Source organism: Streptomyces sp. DSM 116795 (genome assembly GCF_055792905.1).
Genome location: NZ_CM147707.1, coordinates 2,020,959 through 2,041,490, shown reverse-complemented (window position 1 = coordinate 2,041,490; position 20,532 = coordinate 2,020,959). Strand labels below are relative to the sequence as shown.

At 71.1% G+C, this 20,532-nt stretch carries 12 protein-coding genes and 1 pseudogene; 6 read left to right on the top strand and 7 right to left on the bottom strand.

Going from position 1 to position 20,532, the window contains the following annotated elements:
• Positions 1 to 164: 164 nt before the first annotated feature.
• On the bottom strand, positions 165 to 1,877 hold the full coding sequence (locus tag ACSMXX_RS08545; RefSeq protein WP_473183426.1) for an APC family permease: 1,713 nt from the start codon (positions 1,875 to 1,877) through the stop codon (positions 165 to 167).
• Positions 1,878 to 2,830: 953 nt separating this feature from the next.
• On the opposite strand from ACSMXX_RS08545, the gene ACSMXX_RS08540 reads away from it, so the two are divergent.
• The 3 genes from ACSMXX_RS08540 to ACSMXX_RS08530 all read left to right on the top strand — a co-directional run bounded on the left by ACSMXX_RS08540 (position 2,831) and on the right by ACSMXX_RS08530 (position 7,174).
• Complete coding sequence (locus ACSMXX_RS08540) at positions 2,831 to 3,679, top strand: 3-hydroxyacyl-CoA dehydrogenase family protein (RefSeq protein ID WP_473183425.1); 849 nt, start codon at positions 2,831 to 2,833, stop codon at positions 3,677 to 3,679.
• Positions 3,680 to 3,869: 190 nt separating this feature from the next.
• Entirely contained in the window at positions 3,870 to 4,202 is a 333-nt protein-coding gene (locus tag ACSMXX_RS08535; protein ID WP_070010883.1) for an STAS domain-containing protein, read from the top strand.
• Between the two features lie 197 nt (positions 4,203 to 4,399).
• Positions 4,400 to 7,174 (top strand): ATP-binding protein, encoded by a 2,775-nt coding sequence (locus ACSMXX_RS08530; RefSeq protein WP_473183424.1) that lies wholly within the window; start codon positions 4,400 to 4,402, stop codon positions 7,172 to 7,174.
• A gap of 97 nt (positions 7,175 to 7,271) precedes the next feature.
• Here the strand turns inward: ACSMXX_RS08530 and ACSMXX_RS08525 are convergent, their stop codons facing one another.
• Together ACSMXX_RS08525 and nucS are read right to left on the bottom strand one after the other, a co-directional pair.
• On the bottom strand, positions 7,272 to 9,071 hold the full coding sequence (locus ACSMXX_RS08525; protein ID WP_473183423.1) for a hydrogenase maturation protein: 1,800 nt from the start codon (positions 9,069 to 9,071) through the stop codon (positions 7,272 to 7,274).
• Between the two features lie 209 nt (positions 9,072 to 9,280).
• Complete coding sequence (gene nucS, locus ACSMXX_RS08520; protein ID WP_473183422.1) at positions 9,281 to 9,952, bottom strand: endonuclease NucS; 672 nt, start codon at positions 9,950 to 9,952, stop codon at positions 9,281 to 9,283.
• 231 nt (positions 9,953 to 10,183) lie between these two features.
• Here nucS and ACSMXX_RS08515 point away from each other — a divergent pair, with 231 nt between their 5' ends.
• Positions 10,184 to 10,576 (top strand): SCO5389 family protein, encoded by a 393-nt coding sequence (locus ACSMXX_RS08515; protein WP_473183421.1) that lies wholly within the window; start codon positions 10,184 to 10,186, stop codon positions 10,574 to 10,576.
• A gap of 113 nt (positions 10,577 to 10,689) precedes the next feature.
• Here the strand turns inward: ACSMXX_RS08515 and ACSMXX_RS08510 are convergent, their stop codons facing one another.
• Positions 10,690 to 11,769: an LLM class flavin-dependent oxidoreductase gene (locus ACSMXX_RS08510; RefSeq protein WP_473183420.1), complete on the bottom strand. Its 1,080-nt coding sequence runs from the start codon at positions 11,767 to 11,769 to the stop codon at positions 10,690 to 10,692.
• Between the two features lie 214 nt (positions 11,770 to 11,983).
• On the opposite strand from ACSMXX_RS08510, the gene ACSMXX_RS08505 reads away from it, so the two are divergent.
• Together ACSMXX_RS08505 and ACSMXX_RS08500 are read left to right on the top strand one after the other, a co-directional pair.
• Entirely contained in the window at positions 11,984 to 12,313 is a 330-nt protein-coding gene (locus ACSMXX_RS08505; protein WP_473183419.1) for an ATP/GTP-binding protein, read from the top strand.
• 295 nt (positions 12,314 to 12,608) lie between these two features.
• Positions 12,609 to 14,287, top strand: a pseudogene (locus ACSMXX_RS08500) (ATP-binding cassette domain-containing protein).
• Positions 14,288 to 14,871: 584 nt separating this feature from the next.
• Here ACSMXX_RS08500 and nrfD read toward each other — a convergent pair.
• From nrfD to fdh, 3 genes are all read right to left on the bottom strand, one after another.
• Entirely contained in the window at positions 14,872 to 15,864 is a 993-nt protein-coding gene (gene nrfD / locus ACSMXX_RS08495) for an NrfD/PsrC family molybdoenzyme membrane anchor subunit (RefSeq protein WP_473184697.1), read from the bottom strand.
• A gap of 311 nt (positions 15,865 to 16,175) precedes the next feature.
• The gene (locus ACSMXX_RS08490) at positions 16,176 to 17,261 is read right to left on the bottom strand and encodes a 4Fe-4S dicluster domain-containing protein (RefSeq protein WP_473183418.1); all 1,086 of its coding nucleotides are present in this window, start codon (positions 17,259 to 17,261) and stop codon (positions 16,176 to 16,178) included.
• Entirely contained in the window at positions 17,258 to 20,527 is a 3,270-nt protein-coding gene (fdh, locus tag ACSMXX_RS08485) for a formate dehydrogenase (RefSeq protein ID WP_473183417.1), read from the bottom strand. The genes ACSMXX_RS08490 and fdh overlap by 4 nt, the downstream gene beginning before the upstream one ends.
• Between the last annotated feature and the right edge of the window lie 5 nt (positions 20,528 to 20,532).

Genomic DNA, 20,532 nt, shown 5'->3' with positions numbered 1-20,532 from the left:
GGTGAGCCGGCGTCAGGGCGACGGCGGTGTCACGGCGACTGACGGCATCACGGTGACGACGGGCATCAGGGGCGACTGCGACATCCCTGTGACAACGGCGAAGGGCGGGCCCGCGGCGCGTGTACGCCGTGGGCCCGCCCCGGGGCGACTGAGCAGCGTGCTGGTCAGTGCTGCTTCGGCGGTGCGTCCTCCTCCTCGCCGGCGTCCTGCTGGTCGAGGATTTCCTGCACGCGCACGGTCGGCAGGGCGTAGCGGAGCGCCAGCCAGATCACGATCGCGGTGAGGCCGAGGCAGGCCACGGCGCCGAGGTTGAAGTCGAGGACTCCGAGATTTCCGGCCTTCTCCTTCTGCTCCGGGTAGTCGCCCAGGTAGCTGATGACCGCCAGTCCGGCGTACCACACCAGGAGCCACCAGCCGTGCTTGAAGTCGAGCGGTGGCGTCTTCTGCTTGGCGACCGAGTAGTAGACGCCCATCAGGACGTAACCCAGGACGATCGCGAGGAAGAGCTTCCAGTTGGTGTCCCAGCCCGTCCAGTAGACGATCAGGTTCGTCGACCACAGGGCGAGGAAGCCGATGATCCACACCCACTTGTCGCCGAGCTTGAACGGCCGCGGGTGCTCCGGCATCTGCTTGCGCATGGCCAGCAGGACCAGCGGCCCGCAGCCGAATGAGAGGACGGTGGAGTTGGTGACGAACTCGACCAGCTTGCTCCAGCCGGGGAACGGCAGGAAGAAGAAGCATCCGACGATGAAGGCCAGGACCAGGCTGACCCATGGGACGCCGGCGCTGTTCACCTTGGCGAGGCCGGCGGGCGCGTTGCGGTTGCGGCCCATCGCGTACGAGATGCGGGCCGTGACACCGGCGTAGATCATGCCGGTGTCTCCGGGGGAGATGATCGCGTCCGCGTAGAGGACGCCGGCCAGCCACACGGCGCCGAGGATGCCCGCGATGGCGGCGAGCGGGCCGAAGGTGGCCAGCACGTCGCCGTGGGAGCTGAAGTGCGCACCGACGGCCTGCCAGCCCTCGGCCTTGATGGCGCTGCTCGGCACGGCACCGAGGAAGGCGATCTGCAGACCGATGTAGATGATGCCGCAGATGACGACGGAGCCGATGAGCGTCAGCGGGACATTGCGCTTGGGATTGTCCGTCTCACCGGCGAGTTCGACGCCCTGGCGGAATCCGAAGAACGAGAAGGCGATGCCCGCCGTGGCGACCGCCGAGAAGACACCTTGCGAGCCGTACGGGGCGAAGCCGCCGAATTCGGGGGACGTGATGTGGTCCGGATTGAAGCTCAACGCGAAGAACACCGCGATGACCACCACGATTACGGCGAGTTTCCACCACACCAGGATGTTGTTGAGGCGGGCGAACCACCGCACACCGAAGAAGTTGACGAGGACGAAGACCGCCATCAGCACGACCGATACGACGGTGCCTTCCGGGGTGAGGACTGCTTCCCCGCTCTTGATCTCCTGCAGCCACGGAACCCAGTTCGTGGAGTACTGGACGACTGCCAGTACTTCCACGGGCGCTACGGCCGCGGCCGCGATCCAGGTGACCCACCCGATGGAGAAGCTGGTGAAGGAGCCGAACGAATAGTGCGGGTACCGCGCGACACCTCCCGAGTGCGGGAACATCGTGCCGAGTTCCGAGTACGTCATACCGATGATGACGAACATGACGCAGCCGATGGCCCAGGATATTATTGCCGCCGGTCCGGCGAGTTGGGCCGCATCCAGTGCCCCGAAGAGCCAGCCCGAGCCGATGATCGAGCCGACTGCCGTGAACAGCAGCCCGATGGTGCCGAATTCGCGTTTGAGTTTCTTGTCGTCGCCGCCCTCGTGGAGTGGTGCTTCGGGGCTGCTTTCCACGGCCATGTAACGGCCTCCTCCTGATTCCGTGTCGTACTTGCCGGCGGAACCGCGATCGGGTGGACGGCCCGGCGGAACCACAGCAGCCTGCGCGCATTACCCCATATCTGTCCAGCACGAAGTGTGTTCCGTGGAAAATCCCGGGCGCACCGGTCTGGATTTTCGGGCGAATTCCGACGATGGCGTGATGAAAAGAGCGGCCGGAGTTGTGAGAGTCATGCGCCCGCACGGCGGAAGAAATGTGTGCCGAATGTCATGGCAATCCGCGCATGCGGAATCGCGACCGGCGCCCGAGCGCGCCTTTCCGTCCCCGTAATCCCCGGCGAAGGCAGTCCGCACGGCGTCCACGGGAAACCGGGACCGCACACAGCGCGAGACGGCGTCGAGCCACCCCGGCGCCAGGGTCATGGGCAGCAGGATCCCGGGGAGCGGAATCGCGGGAAGGCTGAACGGCTTGGTTGCCGGCAGAGCCGGCCCAGCGCACCGCCGACCGTCTCGCGTGCACGCTGCGTGAGGAGATCCGGCGCGCCCCCGGGTACTCCGCGTCCCGATCGGTGGCCGGCCAGTTCGTGCACTTCAGCAACGCCCTTTTCCGTGCCACGACGGTGGCCGTCTGCCGGGGGTGGCCCCGGAGCAGGCCGTACGGGAGGCGCTGCACCGGATCGCCGTCCTCGAGTCCTCGTCTCGGACGAACTCCTCAACTACGCGGAGCGGCCCGCCGAATGAGACGGCATGCCCTGGTGTGGCGGGGCGTGGCGGAGGTGTGCGGCCGCCGGGTGGGCCTGCCGAGGCGGTGCCGGACCGGGCCAAGCCGTGCGGATCGGACAGCCCCGGTGTGATGTCCGCCATGTGAGACGTGACGCGTGTCTCTTCGCCGCCACAAGGTTGTCGCGAAGCGCTAATGTCCGCCCAACAGGCGTTCACGCAAAGCAAAGGGCAGGTAGGGCCAGGTGGCAGTCGTGGGGAAGAAGCTCGCCGTCGTCGGTGCCGGTCTCATGGGGTCCGGCATCGCTCAGGTCTCGGCTCAGGCGGGGTGGGACGTGACCCTCCGCGACGTGACCGGCGAAGCGCTCACCCGTGGCACGGACGGTATCAAGGCGTCGTATGAGAAGTTCGTGAGCAAGGGCAAGCTGGAGGCCTCCGCGGCGGAGGCCGCGCTCTCGCGCATCACCACCACCACCGATCTGGACGCGGCCGCCGAGGCGGACGTGGTCGTCGAGGCGGTCTTCGAGAGGATCGAGGTCAAGCGTGAGATCTTCGGCAGGCTCGACACGCTGGTGAAGGACGGCGCGGTTCTCGCGTCCAACACCTCGGCGATTCCGATCACCAAGATCGCCGCCGCGACGTCGCGTCCCGAACGGGTCGTCGGCACACACTTCTTCTCGCCCGTGCCGATGATGGCGCTGTGCGAGCTCGTACGCGGACACCGCACCAGCGACGAAACCCTCGCCGCCGCACGCGAGTTCGCCGAGTCCGTCGGCAAGACCTGCGTCGTCGTCAACCGTGACGTGGCCGGCTTCGTCACCACACGGCTCATCTCCGCGCTCGTGGTGGAGGCGGCGAAGCTGCACGAGTCCGGCGTGGCCACTGCCGAAGACATCGACACGGCCTGCAAGCTGGGGTTCGGGCACGCGATGGGGCCGTTGGCCACCGCCGACCTCACCGGAGTCGACATCCTGCTTCATGCCAGCGAGAACATCTACACCGAGTCGCGGGACCCGAAGTTCGCGCCGCCGGAATCGATGCGGAGGATGGTCGACGCGGGCGACATCGGCCGCAAGAGCGGCCGCGGTTACTACGACCACTGATACACACACGCAAAGACGACGGACCGACTACCGCTCCACGGGGGCGCGTTCGAGAGGGCATCGCCCGCGAGGGTGATTTCCGTATCGGTTCGAGCACGGACGGCAACCAGGTTGCGGTAATCGCAGTCAGTTGTAGTGAGACATTCAGACGTGAAGGTACGCGCAGCAGAGACACATCCGGGGAGCGGTTATGCAGATCAGGGGCGACCACGCCGAGCTGGCCGTCGGGGGTCGCCTCGACGTCCGGAGCGCGGCGGACGCCCGTACGGTCCTTCACTCCGCCGTCGACTCCGGCGACGGCGACCTGGTGCTGGATCTGGCCGGACTCGACTCCTGGGACGCGACCGGCCTCGGCGTGATCATGGGCGCGCACCGAAGGGCGGGCCGCTGCGGCCGCAGGCTCGTGCTGCGTGACGTTCCGCCGCAGATGCAGCGGCTGTTGGTGGCCACCCGTCTGCACCGCATTCTTGCGATCGAGGGTGGTTTGACTGCCTCCGAGGCGCAGATTCTCACCAAGCCTTGACGTGCACGGCGGTTCAGCCTGAGCCCTCGCGGTAATACTGTGCCGGAAGCAGCGCCCGGTGCTGCCGTTCGCGCCGACCTGCGACGGGAGATGCCGATGGTGCCGTGACCGGCAATGTTTGCGCGACAGGGCAAAGCTTGCCGGGAGGGGTACTGGGCGGGGCGTGCTCGTACCGGAGTATCTGGGGGCATTCCACCATGGTTCAGCACGGCAACACTCAGCACGGCGGTGAGTACGAGGGCAGCGACACGGGCGCGGGGCCGGACGGCCGGCGTCCGCTGAAGCTCGTCGTCGGCAGACAGCTGCTGACGGTGAACCCGGTCGACGGCAGCGAAGTCGAGCCGTGTCCGCCCACCGAACTTCCCCGTGAGCCACGAAGACTGACCCACCGCGAAAGAGCGGTGCACGAGCGTGGCACGGCAGCGGCCACGCAGCGGGAAGGGCCCGCCTCCGAGACTTCGGGCGGTGCGGCGTCGGGCTCGCCCGGCGCGCCGGGCAGACGCGTCATACCCATGCTGGAGCGGGACGAGGAGCGCGAGCGGCTGGCCGGGCAGCTCGCCTGCGGGCGTTCCATACGACTGACCGGACTCCCCGGCTCCGGGCGCACCACACTCCTCGACGCCGTCGCGGCGGACGTCGCGGACCTCGCCCCCGACGGCGTGGTGCGGCTGAACGGATACCGCCGCACCTCCTCGGATCTTCTGCAGGAACTTTTCGCCGCAGTTCACGAGGCGCCCCGCCACCGTCCCGGCGACGAGGAGATACGCGCGGCGCTGCAAGGCGTCGGCGCCGTCGTCATCGTCGACGACCTCGGGTTCGGCGGAGAAGCCCTCGACCAACTCCTCGACGCCACGCCCGAATGCGCCTTCCTGCTCGCCGTCACCCCGGACGTCGCCCCTCCCTCCGGCGACGTACACGTGGAGGAGTTCAGGCTCACCGGCCTCAGCCGCACCGCCTGTCTGGAACTGCTCGAACATGCCGTGCGAAGGCCACTCACGAACGAGGAGACGGACGCCGCGCAGGACATGTGGTTCGCCTCGGAGGAGTCCTCCGGAGGGCTGCCGCTCCGCTTCGTACAGGCGGGTGCTCTGCTGCGCTACGGCGGCCGCGCAGGCGAACTGAGCGGCAGCCGAAGCAGCGCCATGAGCGCCCGCGTCGCCGAGCGGCTCTCGTCCGCCGCACGTGACGCGCTGCGCTTCGCGCTCTCCCTCGGCGGCGAACTCCCGCATCACACGCAGCTGCCCGCGCTCATCGGCGATCCGCGTGCCGACGAGGCGGAGGGCGAGCTCGCACGCGCCGGGCTCGTCACCGCCGCGGGCGGGCACTACAAGCTGGCGGCCGGCGTCGCCGACGCCCTGTCCTCCGCGGGCTTCGCGGAGGGCACGGACGGACGTGCTCTGATGGCGGCGCATCACTACGGCTGGTGGGTCGACCACCAGTCCGTCACCCCCGCACGGGTGGCCGCCGAGGCGGACGTGGTGCTCGCCGCCCTCCACGGCGCACACCGCGGCGGACAGGCGAGCGCGGCGGTGCTGCTGGCCCGCTCGGCGGCGCCGGTGCTGGCCGGCTCGCTGCGCTGGAGTGCCTGGGACAAGGTGCTGCGCGGCGGCCTGGAAGCGGCGCGCATCTCGGGTGAGGTTGCCCAAGAGGCGTATTTCCACCACGAGTTGGGGGTGCTCGCTCTCTGTACCGAGCAGCTTCCGCGCGCGGTCGCGGAACTGGAGGCGTCCATCGCGCTGCGCGGCGCGCTCGCGGACCAGCAGGGCACGCTCACCGGACGCCGGGCGCTCGCGCTCGCCACGGATCTCCTCGTCGCGCAGCATCCGGCCGCCTCCGCCGGGCCCCGGGAACCGGGCGGGCCGGACCGGCCGGACGGGCAGCCGGTGCAGCCTGCACAGCCCGGGCAGCCTGCACAGCCGGGGAAGCCCGTTCCCGGTGCCGCCCCCGCTGTCCCCGCCGCCGCGGCCGTCGCGCCCGGTGCGCACGCGGGCGCGGAAGTCGCGGCGTACGAGAGCAGCGACAAGCCCACGCGTTCACTGGCCGCTTCCCTCCGGGGCCACAGGCGTGGCGAACAGCGCGACGGCGGCGCGGATTCCGCGCGTACGGTCGCCGCGTCGCTCGCCAACCCGACGGCAGGCGCGGCGGGCGGCGGCGTGGACACCACGCCCACGCTCATCCATCCCGCTCATGGCTCGGTGGCCTACGGCGCCCGCCGGAATCTGGCCGCGGCGGGAGCGGGCGCGGTGCTGATCGCCGTGCTCGCGACGATCGTGGGGCTCGGACGTATGCCGGACGACGGCTCCGGGCCGCTGGACCGCGGCAAGCCGGGGTCCAGCTCGCAGCGGGACGATCACAGCGACGTCAACGCCGAGGATCCGGAAAGCCGCAGCCCCAGGACCGGCGAGAGCAGCAAGTCGGGCAGCCCGAGCGAGTCCAGCAAGTCCCCGGACGCCTCGGACAGCGCAAGCAAGGAGTCGCCGAGCGAGAGCAGCTCGCAGCCGGACGAGGACCCCTCCAGCAGCGAGCCCGGCGACGCGGGCGGCTCCGGAGGCTCACCGACCGGCAGCCCTGGCAACAGCGGCGGCTCGGACAGCGGCGGCACCGACACCGGCGGCACCGACGACGGCGGCACCGACGACGGCGGCACCGACACCGGTGGCACCGACGACGGCGGTACGGACAACGGTGGCACTGACGACGGCGGTACGGACAACGGTGGCACTGACGACGGCGGTACGGACAACGGCGGTACCGACGACGGCGGTACGGACACCGGCGGTACGGACACCGGCGGTACGGACACCGGAGGCACGGATACCGGAGGGACCGACACCGGGGGTACGGACACCGGTGGCACGGACAACGGAGGCAACGACAGCGGCGGCGGCGAAAGCGGAGGGATACTCGGCGGGACGGTCCTCGGCGCCGTGGGCCTCGCACCGTCGACGGATCCGACGTCGTTCGTCGTCTGACTTCCCCGTCTGATCCCGGCGTCCGACCCGTCGTCCGGCCGTGGCGAACGGCCCTGGCGCACCGGGCCCGGACCGTCCCGGACCCGGTGGGCTGCTCTCAGCCGCCCGCGCCGCAAGCGCGGCGGCCGCCCGCACCCCTCGTTCCGCCTGCTCCGTCCGCCTTCCGCACCGGCTCTTTGCGTACGAACGCCCTGCGCAGCGCGTGGTATGGCTCGTGCCGCCCGGAGAACTGGCGATACATCCGTGCCAGTTCCTCCCTGCGGTAGTCCGCCAGCGGCTTCGCCGCCTCGTCGCGGACGCGAGTCGCGGCCTTGCCGGCCACCCGATCCGCCGGCCCCGGTGCGTGTGCCAGCTCCGCCGCCATCCGGGACGTCTCTCCCGCGAAGTCCCCGGGCGCGGCGGCCACCAGACGGTCCACCAGTCCGGCATCGGCAGCGGCCGCCGCACTCATCGGGAGCGCCTCGCGCATGAGGCACTCCGCCGCCTCCGGGCCGACGCGGCGGGGGAGCGTGTACGTCCAGTACTCCGACCCGTACAGGCCCATGAGCCGGTAGTGCGGGTTCAGCACCGCTCCCGTTCTGCACCACACCTCGTCCGCCGCGAGTGCGAGCATCACGCCGCCGGCTGCGGCGTTGCCGCCGAGGGCGGCGACCACCAGCCGGTCCGTGGTGCGCAGTACGGCCTCGACCAGGTCGTCCATGGCGTCGATGTTGGCCCGGGACTCCTCGGCCGGATCGGCTGCGGCTTCGATGACGCCGAGATGGATGCCGTTGGAGAAGAAGTCGCGACGGCTGCCGAACACGAGCACCGGAGTGGGCCGGGACAGCGCGTGCCGGTACGCCGCCAGCAGCCGGCGGCAGTGGTCCGTGCTCATCGCGCCGCCCGGGAAGGAGAACCAGATGAACCCGGCCCCGCCCCGCTGTTCGTAGCGGATGTCGCTCCAGCCCCCGCCCCCGCCTTCGTCCCCACTGCCGTCCTCGCCCTCGCCCCCGCCGCCGTCCCCACCACCGGATTCCGCTGCGGACGGTGCCGGCCGTGCGGGCACCTCCGGCACGGAACCGGGCAGGCGTGCGCCCAGCGCGTCCACCGCCGGCATCTTGAACGTGACCGGCCCGCCCGGCTTCCGGCGCGGCCGCAGCTCGGGAATCCACACGGCCCCGTCGCGGGTCGCACGGCACACGGCGCCCGCCCGGGTCGCCACGATCTCGCCGGGTGCGGCACGCGGGCGCAGCACGTCCTCGGAACGTCCGCCGTGCAGGAACCACTCGGCGCCGAGCAGTTCGTCGAGCACGCCCGGCTGGGAGTCGGCCGCGCGCAGCTTGCGCAGCACGGTCCCAGTGGAGTCCGCGGCCCAGTCGATGCGGCGCAGTTCCTGACGGAAGTACGGGCGCGTGCACGGCTCGGCGGCGATGTCCTCCTGGCGCTGCGGCTTCCAGTCGCCCGAGGCGAAGCGGGCGACGGCGAGTCTCACGGCTGCGGTCGCGGCGTCTGCTGCCTCGTTGCGGTACACGTCGCTCTTCCCGGCCGCCTCCGGCACGGCGAAGGGGACCGTGGCCCAGACGTCCCCGGCGTCCATCTCGGCTTCCGCCTGAAGCACCGTCACCGCCCAGTGGCGGGCGCCGGCGGAGATCGCCCAGTCCAGGGAGGAGGGGCCGCGGTCGCCCGGGGGACCGGGATGGACGATGAGGCAGACGTACCGCGACCACACGTCTTCGGGGATCGCCCTCCGGAGCATCGGCGCGATGATCAGCTCGGGCCCGTGCCTGCGGACCGCCTCCCGTACGGCGTCGTCGCCCGCACCGCACACCGTGTCCAACTCGTGGCCGAGGTCGGTCAGTTCGGCGTACACGCGCTGGGTGAGACTGTTGAACGCACTGGCCACGAGCAGGATACGCACAGCACTCTCCCGGGTCCGAGGGCTGCGCCGGGAGGTCACCGGCGCAGGCAGCCTCGGACGCTATCCGGGGACACCGGAGCCCTCCGTGAACCCTGAGGTGTGTGGCAGGTACACGACCCGTACGGACGTGGGCTTTTCAGAAGAACGGATCAATCCTCAGGGAGGGCCGCACGGACCGCCCTCTCTCAGAGCCGCTGGAGCTGACGTCCTCAGAAGAGCCGGAGCTTGTCGTCCTCGATGCCGCGCAGCGAGTCGTAGTCGAGCGTGACGCAGCCGATGCCGCGGTCGGACGCGAGCACACGGGCCTGCGGCTTGATCTCCTGCGCGGCGAACACGCCCTTGACCGGGGCGAGACGGGGATCGCGGTTGAGCAGGTCGAGATAGCGGGTCAGCTGCTCGACTCCGTCGATCTCGCCGCGGCGCTTGATCTCGACGGCCACCGTGGTGCCCGCCTCGTCACGGCCGAGGATGTCGACGGGACCGATGGCCGTCGGATACTCGCGGCGGATCAGCGTCCAGCCCTCGCCCAGGGTCTCCATGCGGTCGGCGAGCAGTTCCTGGAGATGTGCCTCGACGCCGTCCTTGATGAGCCCGGGGTCAGTGCCGAGTTCGTGCGAGGAGTCATGGAGGATCTCCTCCATGGTGATGATCAATTTCTCGCCCGCCTTGTTCTGCACCGTCCAGACCGGACTTGGGCCCTCCGCGGACTCCTTGACCGTGCACGGCGGCGACATCCAGTTCAGGGGCTTGTAGGCACGGTCGTCCGCGTGCACGGAGACCGACCCGTCGGCCTTGACCAGGATCAGCCGTGGAGCCAGGGGGAGATGAGCGGTGAGCCTGCCGGCGTAGTCGACGGAGCACCGGGCGATGACGAGACGCATGAGCGGTCACGCTACTGGACGCTCCGCCGCGATGCGATTCGCCCCCGATGGCCCTGTTCGACTGTGGCCGGATAGATGCCCATTCGCATGGTGCGGTCACCGTCCGCCCCTTAACGTTAACGATGGGGGGTGTCGCCGTACGGAGTCGTATGATCACCCGGCGCCGAGCGGTTCCCTTCCAATCCATCCGGAAGACCCCTGTAATCCCCTGGGGTCGCGAGAGGAGAACCCATGTCGCTCGACGTCTCACCGGCCCTGCTGGCTCAGGCAGAACGGGGCGAAGTCGACGAGCGTGACTTCGTCGACTGCGTCCGTACGTCCCTGCCCTACGCATGGGAGATGGTCAGCACGCTGGTGGCCCGGCTCAAGGTTGACGGCGGCGAGTTCGCCGACAACCAGACGCCGCCGCCGGACGAGCAGGCCCGGGGCCAGCTTCTGCGGGCTCTGGCCAGCGACGCGATACGCGGCTCGCTGGAACGTCACTTCGGAGTACGGCTCGCTTTCCAGAACTGTCACCGTGTCGCCGTCTTCCCGCTGGACGACGTGGTGGACGAGAGGCTGGCGCGCTTCACCTCCGTCCGCGGCCAGCTGCTCAACCAGTCGCCGACGCTTCGCGACTGCTGACGCCGGCGCCGTTCATCTGTGCCACGCTGCCGCTGCTCCAGTGGGTGGCGGCAGCGTGCCGTGCGTGGACGGCGGGGTCCGCGAACGGCGGGGTTCGCGAACAGCGGGGAGGCTCAAGGGAGTTCACTGCCCTCGGGGAGCAGCGGCAGGACTTCCTCACCCAGCCGGTGCACGTTCCGTTCCGTCGCCGCGAGGTCGCCCGTGCCCTCGACGAGGAGGGCGAAGCGGCCGATGCCCGTGCGCTCGCGCGTCGCCGCGAGCCGGTCCGCGCACAGCCGGGGCGTCCCAACGGGGTGCAGCCGGCACAGCAGTTCGGTGTAGCCGAGCGGGTCGCGCATCGTACGGCGGCGGTCGTCCACCGTGCGGTGGGCACCGAGCCCTTCGCGGAACCAGCCGGGCATCGCCTTCATCAGTGACTCCACCGCTTCCCGGGTGCTGTCGCCGACCTGAGCCACCCCGGCGGAGACGTGCAGTGCTGCCGCCGTCTCGATCGCCTGCGGATCGTTGCCGGCCTCCTGCGCCTCGCGGCGCCACATGGCGACGACCTCCGCCTTCTCCTCGTCGTCGCAGTGCATGCCGAGAAGCATCGGCAGACAGCGCCGCGCCGCGAGCCGCACAGAGCCCGGCGAGGTGCAGGCGACGACCACCACGGGACGGCTGGGAACCGGCCCGTCCGAGGCATCCCGCGCCGGGACGAAGGGCTCCTCGCACCGCGGGACCACCTCGACCTCGCGGAACTGGTAACGCTCGCCGTCGCTGCCGACGCGGGGCTCCCGCAGCCAGCGCAGCAGCAGATCCAGGGACTCCGGGAAGCCGTGCTCGAACGCGTCGAGCCCGCCGCCCAGCACCTCGAGGTCGACCCAGGGCCCTCCCCGTCCGACGCCGAGCGTGAAGCGGCCGCCGGACGTGAGGTGCAGCAGCGCGGCCTGCTCGCCGAGGGCGACGGGATGGGCGTTGGGCAGCACCGAGACCGCTGTGCCGACGCCGATGCGGCTCGTGCGCCCCAGCAGCATCGCGGCGAACGTCACCGCCGACGGGCAGACGCCGTAGGGAACGAAATGGTGCTCGGCGAGCCAGACGGAATCGAGCCCCGACTCCTCCGCCGTCTCCGCTGTACGGACCGCGCGGTGCAGCGGCTCTCTCTGACCCTGCCCGGGGAACTGTGCGGCCAGCACGAATGCTCCAACTCGCATGCTGCTCCGTCCTCTTGAGCTTCCCGTCCCCTGCAGGCAATAACGGCTGACACGTGCCAAAGGCACGGCCTCGGGGTCACCGATTCTTCCGATGAACGGCACGTGACAACAGGCTGTGGACTCGATCGGTCTGTTCGTACGCCGGGCCGAGTGCATAAGGGTCCTCTGTGGCTACTGTGGGAACATTCCGCCTTCCGAACTCCCGAGGTGTTCCGTGTCGCCGCGTCGTAACCGCCCCCGCAGCGGTGCAGCCAAGCCCTCCGACGGCAACCGCGAGGAGGGGTCCGGTACGCGCTACGGGCTCGAGCGCACCGAGGAGTGGCGCGGCGAGGAGTGGGCCGTACGGCAGATCGGGGGCACGACGGGCAAGCGGTACCGCTGCCCGGGCTGCGACCAGGAGATCCCTTCGGGGGTGCCGCACGTGGTGGCGTGGCCGCGGATGGGCGACGTGGAGGACCGGCGCCACTGGCACAAGGCCTGCTGGAACGCGCGTGACCGGCGCGGGGCGCGGGTGCAGCGCTCGCGCAACGCTCCCCGCTACTGAGACCGCCGTAGCGCGGTACAGTTCAAGGGTCCTGTCGTCTCCGATAGAGGTGGACGTTGCGCATCTGAGGTCCGCGATCACCGCGCGCTACGGAATTGTCCGTAGGACCGTCACGCCGAGCCGGCCTTCTCTGCCGCCCGTGACCTCGCGTGGATGCGACCTCGGCATGAGCCGTCCCGCTCCCCGCCCCCTCAGGGCCGGGAGCGCACCCCCTTTCCGGTGCGCACGGTTCCGCAGCCGCGTGGTGCTCGCACACGAAGCCCGCCGACCACCACGCACGCGACTGCGAGACACCATGACCTACGCCGATCACACCCGGCAAAGCCCCAACACGCCCGGTTCCTCCGTGACTTGCTCCGCCCTGTCCTTCCGGTGGCCCGACGGCACCGTCGTCTTCGACGGGCTCTCGCTCACCGTCGGCCGTGGCCGCACCGGACTCGTCGGCGCCAACGGCTCCGGCAAGTCGACCCTGCTGGGGCTGCTGACCGGCCGGCTGCGCCCCGCTCAGGGGTCGGTGACCGTCGGCGGCACCCTCGCCCACCTCCCGCAGAACGTCACCCTCGACACGGGGCTCCGCGTCGACGAAGCGCTCGGCATCGCCCGGCGGCGCCGTGCGCTGCGCGCCATCGAGGCGGGTGACGTGAGCGAGGAGCACTTCGAGACCGTCGGCGACGACTGGGACGTCGAGGAGCGGGCCCTGGCGACCCTGAGCTCACTCGGCCTCGCGGACGCGGGACTGGACCGTACCGTCGGCGAGTTGTCCGGAGGCGAGACCGTACTGCTGCGGCTGGCGGCGCTGCTGCTGGAGCGTCCCGACGTGCTGCTGCTGGACGAGCCGACCAACAACCTCGACCTGTTCGCCCGCCGCCGGCTCTACGAGGCCGTGGACTCCTGGCGCTCCGGCGTCCTCGTCGTGGTCAGCCACGACCGTGAACTGCTGGAGCGCGTCGACCGCATCGCAGAGCTGCGCTCCGGTTCGGTGAGCTGGTACGGGGGCGGCTGGTCCGCGTACCAGGAGGTGCTGGCGACCCAGCAGGAGGCGGCGGGACGGATGCTGCGCGCCGCCGACGCGGACGTACGCCGGCAGAAGCGCGAGCTGGAGGAGACGCAGATCAAGCTGGCACGCCGGCAGCGCAACAGCCGGAAGATGGACGCTCAGGGGGGCGTACCGAAGATCGTCGCGGGGGCGCGCAAGCGGTCGGCGCAGGAGTCGGCGGGCAAGCTGCGCGGCCTGCACGAGGACCGCCTCGACGAGGCGCGCGAGAGGCGCGAGGAGGCGGAGCAGGCCGTGCGCGACGACGCGGAGATCCGGGTCGACCTTCCCCGTACCGCGCTGCCCGCGGGCCGCAGAGTCCTGAGCCTGCGCGAACTGCGTCCCCGGTACGGGAAGCTGCGCGAGGCGGACCTCCACGTGCACGGGCCCGAACGGATCGCGCTCGTCGGGCGGAACGGAGCGGGCAAGACCACGCTGCTGCGCACTCTCGCCGGTCAGGCCGAACCGCGCTCCGGGCAGGCCGAGGTGTTCGTACCGCTGCGGTTCCTGCCGCAGCGCCTGGACGTGCTGGACGAGGAACTCAGCGTCGCCGCGAACGTGGCCCGGGTCGCTCCCGGGGTGACGGACAACCACATCCGCGCACAGCTGGCGCGGTTCCTGTTCAAGGGGGCGCTCGCCGAACAGCCGGCCGGGACCCTCTCCGGCGGAGAACGCCTGCGGGCGACCCTGGCCGCGATGCTGCTCGCCGCACCGGCGCCGCAGCTGCTGCTGCTGGACGAGCGACCAACAACCTCGATGTCGCCGGTGTACGGCAGCTCACGAGCGCACTCGCCTCGTACGAGGGTGCGCTGCTGGTCGCGGGTCACGACCTGCCCTTCCTCGAATCGGTGGGGATCACGCGCTGGCTGCTCGTCGGGGAGGAGCTGCGGGAGATCCCCGCGGACGAGGTCCGGGACGAGTTGGCCGTGTCCGGACGATAAGCCGAACGTGTCGGCCGCGGCCGTCTCCGGGCCGCCGGACTCTCGCCGTGGGTTTGCGTGGGGCCAGATGCGGCGAACGAGGTCTGCCGCAACGGCACTCGGCACTTCCCGCGAGGGTCCGGCAGCATGGTCGGCTGCCGCGCGGGTGGCCCGGTCCCGGCGTTCGGTTCGGACGTGCAGGCGGTGGTCGCCTTCCTCGCGTCGGAGTCCCGCCGTTGTCGTCGCCCGCCGTGGCTGGGGGGCTCCTCCCTGGAGCCTCTGGGGCAGGCAGGGCATGGCACGTTTTCGCGGACGGTGGCCCTGAGGCCAGATGCGGCGAACGAGGTCTGCCGCAACGGCACTCGGCTGCTTCTCGCGAGGGTCCGGCAGCATGGTCGGCTGCCCAAGCGAGCAGCCGCTGTCCGGGGTCCGGGTGGGGCGCGCTGCCGGTGGTCGTCTTCGGGCCGCCCGGTTCTCGCCGTCACGGGTTGCCCGCCGTTGCGGCGCAACGGGGGCTGCGGACACGGCGCGCGGCCACGGTGCGAGGGTCCCGTGGCATGGCCGCTTCCCCCTGGGCCGCGGGGCCCAGGGGAACGGCGGTCGGCTCATCGGCCGGACACGGCGTCCTCGCGGCGCAGGCGTTCCCGCTGAGGGAGGACCGTGTACTTCGGGTCCCTGGACGACTCCATCCCCGCGTGGAAGACGCCCAGCCGCGTGCATGCCGAGGCGGCGAGCAGGGCCAGCCCGCTCGCGCCCGCGGCGACGCGGCTGCGCCCCGCGAGCAGCGCCGCCCCGGCCGCGCCCGCGGCCGACAGCACCTCGGCGGCGCGCATCCAGCGCCCGCCGGGTCCGCTGCGGTAGACCTCGGCGACGAGTCCGAGCCTGCGTTCCATGGCCTTCGCCGCGGCGTTCTCGAGCGCGGTCCCGGCGAGTGCGGCGCTGCGTGCCGGGCCGTTCTCGGCGGTCGGTGACATCGCAAGTGCCATGCCGGAGGCGGCCGTTGCCGCTGACCCGACGAAGAGGAAGGGAAGCTCGCGGTAGCCGTCGTGCCAGCCCGGCACCGCCGTGTCCGCCGCGATCACCGCCGTGTACGCGGCGACCGCCGGTCCGAGCAGTGCCGCCCCGGCGGTCGCGGCACGGCCCACGCGCGGCAGCCGCCCGGCGAGGGCGGACAGCGCCGCCGCGCCCGAGACCGGTCCGTACACCGCGAGCACCCACGATCCGATACTCATGGGCGAGGTCGGCTTGAACACCCGGAGCATGTTGACGAACCGTCCGGGACGGCCGAGGTCGTGAATGAGGGCCGCTGCCGAACCCGCGACGGCGAGGGCCGAAGAGGTCTTCAGCGCACGGGCCATGACGGGGCGTCCGGTCAGCTCGGCACCCGCCGCGAGCACCGAGCCGGCACCCGCAAGACCCCCGAGGAAGAAGTAGCCGGCGATGTTCAGCGGTTGCCATGCGGGCTGGTTGAGCACGGGCCTGCCGTAGTACGAGGTGAACTCGGCCTCCGGCACCACCGTCTGCTCGCCCTTGCGGCCGCGCCGGCTGCCGCCGCGGTGCCTGCCCTTGGGCTTGCTCCTGCCCGTGATCGCGGCGATGTCACGGACCTCGATGTCACGGACCTCGATGTCACGGGCCTGGCCGTCGCTGTCTCCGTGTCCGTCGGTGAGGTCGTGGCCGCCTACGAGTGCGGCACGTCCGGGGCGTACGCCGCGCAGTCCTTCCTTCGTGACGTCCGCGATGCTGCCGGACTCCCGCTCCTCGGCGGGATTTCCGTACACCTGGCCGGGCTTGTAGCCGTTCCCGCGCCCGTTCCCGCGCCCATGGCCGTCGCCGCCTGCGCGGTCTTCTCCGCTTGGGCGGCCTTCTCCGCTTGGGCGGTCTTCCCCGCTGCCGCCGGTCTCGCCGCTCATCGCCGGAACCTCCTCGCCGGTGCGCTGGTGCGGCCGTGCGCCGCGAATACGGCCGCGAGCCCGCCGAGCAGCGCGAGCGCGGCCGCCCCGGCGTGCCGCCACATGTCGGGCAGGTCGCGGGTGGTGACGACGGGGTCCGGCGGCAGCCCGTACACCTCGGGCTCGTCCAGCAGCAGGAAGAACGCTCCGTCGCCGCCGACGCCGTCCTCCGGGTCGTGCCCGTACAGGCGCGCGTCGCTGACCCCTGCCTCGCGCAGCTGGTCGACGCGCTCCTGCGCCCGCACTCGCAGCTCGTCCAGCGGCCCGAACTGGATGGACTCGGTGGGGCACGCTTTCGCGCACGCCGGTTCCTGGCCGGCGCCGAGCCGGTCGTAGCACATCGTGCACTTGAACGCCCGGCCGTCGTGCGGCCGTTGCTCGATGACGCCGTACGGGCAGGCCGGTACGCAGTAGCCGCAGCCGTTGCAGATGTCCTCCTGCACGACGACGGTGCCGAACTCGGTGCGGAAGAGCGACCCGGTGGGGCACACGTCGAGGCAGGCGGCGTGCGTGCAGTGCTTGCAGACGTCGGAGGACATCAGCCAGCGGAACTCGCCGCGGGCCTGACCGTCGGCGCCGTGCGTCCCGTCCGCTCCGCCGGGCGAGGGCGAGGGCGCGGGCCCGGGCGAGGGCGTGGTCGGCGTCATCGCGGCGGCGGCGCCCTCAGCGGGTGACGTGCCCGAGCCCTGAGCCGCGAGCGCGAGTACATCGACGTCGCCGTGAGCGCCGTCCGCGTGTGCGTGCCCGAGGGGCTTGCTCTGCTCGATGAAGGCGACGTGCCGCCACGTCGAGGCGCCCAGGCCCCCGGAGTTGTCGTAACTCATGCCGGTGAGGTCGAGGCCGTCCTCCGGGATGGCGTTCCACTCCTTGCAGGCCACTTCGCACGCCTTGCAGCCGATGCAGACGGAGGTGTCGGTGAAGAAGCCCACGCGCGGCGGGTGTTCACCGGGAGTGCCGTGAGCGCCGGGAGCTCCGTGTCCGGCGTCGCCGGCGGGATCCGGCTCCGCCCCCGCCAGCAGATTGCGCCCGATGAGCGAGCTCATCCCCGCACCTCCATACCCGTCGCCTCGCCGATGCCGCCGCGTTCGCGGTAGTCCTCCACCAGCCGGAGCAGGTCCGGGCCGCGGGGCCTGCGCCCCGGACGGATGTCGGCGGTGAGGGCCTTGACCTCCTGGATGTGCACGTTCGGGTCGAGGGCGATGGACGTCAGCTCGTTCGCGGAATCGCCCGTCGCGTAGCCGTTCCGGCCCCAGTGGTAGGGCAGGCCGATCTGGTGGACGGTGCGGCCGCCCGCCCGTACCGGAGACATGCGCTCCGTCACCAGCACCCGTGCCTCCACCGCGCCGCGTGCCGTGACGACCGTCGCCCAGCCCGCGTGCTCCAGGCCCCGCTCGGCGGCAAGCTGCGGCGAGACCTCGCAGAAGAACTCCGGCTGCAGCTCCGCCAGATACGGGGACCAGCGGGTCATGCCGCCCGCGGTGAAGTGCTCTGTGAGGCGGTACGTCGTGACCACGTACGGAAAGACGTCCGAGCCCGCCTCCGCCCCGCTGGGGTGGTAGCGGTTGCGCCCGTCCGCGAAGATCTGCCGCACCGGGCTGCGCTGCTGCCCGTAGAGGGGGTTGGCGACGGGGGAGTCCTGCGGCTCGTAGTGCGTGGGCATCGGCCCGTCGAGGAGTCCGGCCGGCGCGTAGAGCCAGCCCTTGCCGTCGGCCTGCATGATGAAGGGATCGACGCCGCTGAGCGCGTCGGGTCCCGTGGCGCCCGGCTCCGGGCGGAAGGACGGCGGCCGGTCCGCGATGAAGTCGGGGATGTCGTGCCCGGTCCAGCGGCGCTGCTCCTCGTCCCACCACACCAGCGCCTTGCGGTCGCTCCAGGGGTTGCCGTCCGGGTCGGCGGAGGCGCGGTTGTAGAGGATGCGGCGGTTGGCAGGCCAGGACCAGGCCCACTCGGCCGCGATCCAGTTCTGTTCGGTGTGCGGCTTCCGGCGTGCCGCCTGGTTGACGCCGTCCGCGTAGACGCCGCAGTAGATCCAGCAGCCGCAGGACGTCGAGCCGTCGTCCTTCAGCTGCTGGTAGCGGGAGAGGGGACGGCCGTCCGCGCCGTGGCCGTTGATCTCGGCGAGCACCGCCTCGGCGCTCGGCTCCCGGAGCGGGCCCTCGGTCGGGTAGTCCCAGTTGAGGTCGAGCAGCGGACGGTCGACCGGGTCGGTGGAGGCCTTGAGCCGCTCCCGGATGCGCCTGCCGAGGTGGTAGACGAACCACAGGTCGCTGCGGGCCTCGCCGTCGGGTTCCTTCGCCGCGTGGTGCCACTGGAGCATGCGGTTGGTGTTGGTGAAGGAGCCCGCCTTCTCGGTGTGGGAGGCGGCGGGGAAGAAGAAGACCTCGGTGCCGATGTCCTCGGTGCGCAGTTCCCCGCTCTCGATCTCGGGGCCGTCCTTCCACCACGTGGCCGACTCGATGAGCGAGAAGTCCCGTACGACCTGCCATTCGAGCTCGGCCATCCCCAGGCGCTGCATACGGGAGTTGGCCGAGCCGACGGCCGGGTTCTCCCCCATGAGGAAGTAGCCCTTGCACACGCCTTCGAGCTGCTTGAGCACGGTGTCGTACGTGCTGTGCGAGCCGGTGAGCCGGGGCAGGTGGTCGAAGCAGTAGTCGTTCCGCTCCGTGGCCGCCTCGCCCCAGTAGGACTTCATCAGGCTGACGAAGTAGGAGCGCATGTTGCCCCAGTAGCCCTTGTCGGCCCGTACCGCCTCGATGAACTTCTCCAGGTCCTCGTTCTCGTGCGCGTGCGGCATCGGGATGTAGCCCGGCAGCAGGTTGAAGAGGGTGGGGATGTCGCTGGAGCCCTGGATGCTGGCGTGGCCGCGCAGGGCCTGGATGCCGCCGCCGGGCCGGCCGATGTTGCCGAGCAGCAGCTGCAGGATGCAGGCCGTACGGATGTACTGGGCGCCGACGGTGTGCTGCGTCCAGCCGACGGCGTAGCAGAACTCGCTGGTGCGGTCCGGGCCGGAGTTCTCGACCAGGGTGCGGCACACCTCCAGGAAGGTCTCCCGGGGGATGCCGCAGGTCTCCTCCACCATCTCGGGGGTGTAGCGGGAGAAGTGGCGCTTGAGGATCTGGTAGACGCAGCGCGGGTCCTGGAGCGTGCGGTCCTGCCGGGACTCCGACTCGCCCGCGAGGGGCGGACCGCCGGAGCCGTAGGTCTCGGCCGTCCCGTAGCCCGCCGGTTCCCCGGAGCCCTGGACGCGCGCGTCGTACAGCGCGTCACGCTCCCCGGAGGCGGCCTGCACGGTGCCGCCGCCTTCGTACTGCCAGTCCTCCATCGCGTAGCGGCGGGTGTCCGGGTTGAAGCCGGAGAAGAGGCCGTCGAGGTCCTCGGTGTCCTGGAAGTCCTCGCCCACGATGGTCGCGGCGTTGGTGTATTCGAGGACGTACTCGCGGAATTCGGAGCCGGTGCTGAGCACGTGGTTGACGATGCCGCCGAGGAACGCGATGTCGGTTCCGGCCCGGATCGGCACATGCAGATCGGCCAGCGCACTCGTACGCGTGAAGCGCGGATCGACGTGGATCACCTTGGCCCCGCGCGCCTTCGCCTCCATCACCCACTGGAACCCGACGGGGTGCGCCTCGGCGAAGTTGGAGCCCTCGATGACGATGCAGTCGGAGTTCTGAAGGTCCTGCAGGAAGGTGGTGGCGCCGCCCCGCCCGAAGGACGTGCCGAGGCCGGCGACCGTCGAACTGTGGCAGACCCGTGCCTGGTTCTCGACCTGGACCACGCCCAGAGCGGTGAAGAGCTTCTTGATCAGATAGTTCTCTTCGTTGTCGAGCGCGGCACCGCCCAGCGTCGCCAGACCGAGGGTGCGGTTGACGCGCAGCCCCTCGTGTTCCTGCTCCCAGGTCTCCCGGCGCGTACGGATCACCCGTTCCGCCACCATGTCCATGGCGGTCTCCAGGTCCAGGCGTTCCCAGTCGGTGCCGTACGGGCGCCTGTAGAGCACCTCGTGGCGGCGGGCGTCGCCGGTGGTGAGCTGGAGCGTCGCCGCGCCTTTGGGGCAGAGCCGGCCGCGGCTGACGGGGGAGTCGGGGTCGCCCTCGATCTGGACGACCTCGCCGTCCTTGACGTAGACGTTCTGCCCGCAGCCCACGGCGCAGTACGGGCAGACCGACTTCACGACCTCGTCGGCGTCCTCGGTGCGGGGCCGCAGCCCGCGTGTGTACGCAGAGGACGCCGCGGCGCCGCGCCCCAGCGGATCGTCCCCGGTGAGCTGCCGGTACACGGGCCAGCTCTCGAGCCAGGTGCGCACACCCATCGCCG